The 2,376-nt window shown below is 51.9% G+C and carries 2 protein-coding genes; both read right to left on the bottom strand.

Annotated features, from left to right (window positions below; all coding sequences use genetic code 11):
* Positions 1-65: 65 nt before the first annotated feature.
* Complete coding sequence (locus CA85_RS25990; RefSeq protein ID WP_146394390.1) at positions 66-422, bottom strand: transposase family protein; 357 nt, start codon at positions 420-422, stop codon at positions 66-68.
* 290 nt (positions 423-712) lie between these two features.
* A complete protein-coding gene (locus CA85_RS24595) occupies positions 713-1,375 on the bottom strand; it encodes a hypothetical protein (protein WP_146394387.1) in 663 nt (220 codons plus the stop codon).
* Positions 1,376-2,376: the final 1,001 nt, after the last annotated feature.

Raw genomic sequence — 2,376 nt, 5'->3', positions numbered from 1 at the left:
CATCAACAAGCGCGTTATATTTCGATCGGAGTCCATCGACCAGTGTTGCATCCGGCATTTAACCATTATGCAAATCCGTATGCCGCAGGTCGATGCCAATCAGGTAAGTTATTTCCGAACGACGCCTTACCTGCCCACGGAACCGAGACCGTTTTGACGCCACATTGAGCGCATCGGCAACGGGGAACCGCCGCCTTGATCTTTGTCGTGAACTGCATGGTATCGAGATGTCGCCACGTTCGCGGAGGCGCTGTGTCGGCTCTACCACAACTACCGTGGCACTCAGGACAGGTCAAAGGACCGCCCCGGTGAGAGAGTTCGATTACGACCGAATTCTCCTCTAACTGAAGGTCCGCCTTGAACACTGTCCAAGAATCATCGAGGCCAAGAAGATCACGGTAATGTTCGTTGAGACTGTTCATCCCACTAGTTTACAAAAACCAGCTAAAATCGGCTATCTGCCACTAAATCCCGAGAAGAACCACCTTTGGTGAGGTCGCGTCTACCGAGGGCTCCTTTTTGCTCACTGGACGCAGGAGTCGATATCTCGAAAAATGCAACATCCTGGACTCCAGCCACAAAAAACCGTGAAGAACCTCAAACTGAATCTCAACCTAGCACACTGTCCAAGACTCATCGCGGCCAAGCAAGTCACGACTACTGTTCGCCGCGACTGACCACCCCCAACAAGAACCAAGTCAATGCGTCCAGTTCAGAGCTCCAACAGATCTCGAGAAGTTGATTCCTCGACTTCTTCTAGTTCCATCTCAATCAAATCTCGCAATTCACTTGTGGCTGTTCGTGCTTCCATCAACTGCACTGCCTGTTCTTGGATGGAATTGTCGACGCAGGACTGTGCGATCAATGCCAAGCTTTTAACGATGACGTATTCTTCTTTGACGTCCTCACTACTTTGCCGCCCCAATCTAACCAGTTCTGGCTCGCCTCCAATGGACACCCTTGCAAAGTTGAGGGCGATCCGGGAGCTAGGAACATCTCGATGGAAATCCAGGCTCTCGATGAATCGCAGGTCACTCTCTCCACCAATGAGGCCTAACACAAACAGCTTGGTGTCAACGAAAGCTCGGTTCAATAGAATCGATTGACGCACGGAATCGACGTTGAACAACTGACTGTACTTGCACAGTGTGTCCATCCGCATTCTAGAGACTTCACGCCAAGCTGAAAACGATTCGTCTGGACCCTGGCTATTCGCTCGCCGGATGGAAGCCTGAATGGATTCGTCTGAATGCGCTGGGAGTAGCGGACTCGCATTCGTTGGCAAATCAGAAGCGGGCTCGGGCATGTACCAGCCACCGAGTGCGAGATCGCTACTCAAATTACCACAAACGATCAGGTTTTCTGCAGGAGGCATGTCTGATATTGCTTCAAACTCGATGGACACCCCTGTCTCGAGAACAGGCGGCTCCGGCTGCTTCCTGATTTCTTCTATAACGTAGCGGGAACCGTTCCCACTCGCTTTAACGGAGATGATGTGCGTTACCTTACTCGTAGTGCTCTTACGCCGAATCATCCCGTGACCGTCTCTCAAGAAAACTTGCTCTTCGAAGACGGCTGATCTACGTAAGGTCGCAGGAGTATGCTGCTCTCGGCACGACATACTTGCTACCAAGCAACCCACTAAGACGATTACAAAGAGTGAGAAACGACGGAAAGTCGATTTCATCTCAGAGCCTCCATCGAGCGTCGAAAGTCCATTGCGTCATAGACACCGGCTTGGTGAATTCCACAAAGAGTCGGTAGCCACTATTCTTGCCCAGCATGAAAAGCCTCTCGTGTCACGACAGTCAACGGATCGAGAAAACCGATTTCAATCTCTGGACGTGCGTTCGAAAAGAACTTTCTGATTTCGTTGCGCCCCTTGCCACAGACGAGAACCAGCCTCTCGAGTTGTCGCATGCGAGCCAGCTGCAGTAGCTGCGTACTTGTTGGATGCGGCACCTGAATGGTGACTTCGGCAATTTGCTCTGACTTTGCGAGGTCGGCAACCTGGACTGAATCGAGATCCGTGTGTGCACAGAACAGATACTTGACTCTGCTGTCGCTAAGAGACTGGAACGCATCTGGAGAGAGCTTGCATCCCGAGACTGTCAGGAATCGCAAATTTGGCAGTGCCAATGCCGGCTTCAGGAAATCCCCCTCAACACTAGAATCTCGGATGGAGATCCGCTGGAGCTGGTCAACCGATCGTTGGCGTTCTTGCAATGCTGTGAGATCTGGTAACGTGCAACGGGTGCGATCCGCTTGGTGCGCTCGACGAGTCCTGCATCACGCTGTTTCCAAATTGATAAGGTCGCCGACGGTCGGTTTTGACTGGAGCCAGTTCTCATAGACGGCATCCCACACTCCACTGAG

Origin of the sequence: Allorhodopirellula solitaria (assembly GCF_007859855.1) — a bacterium.
Lineage (GTDB): Bacteria > Planctomycetota > Planctomycetia > Pirellulales > Pirellulaceae > Rhodopirellula > Rhodopirellula solitaria.
The sequence above is the reverse complement of the archived record's forward strand: the minus strand, read 5'-3'. Positions and strand labels throughout refer to the sequence as shown.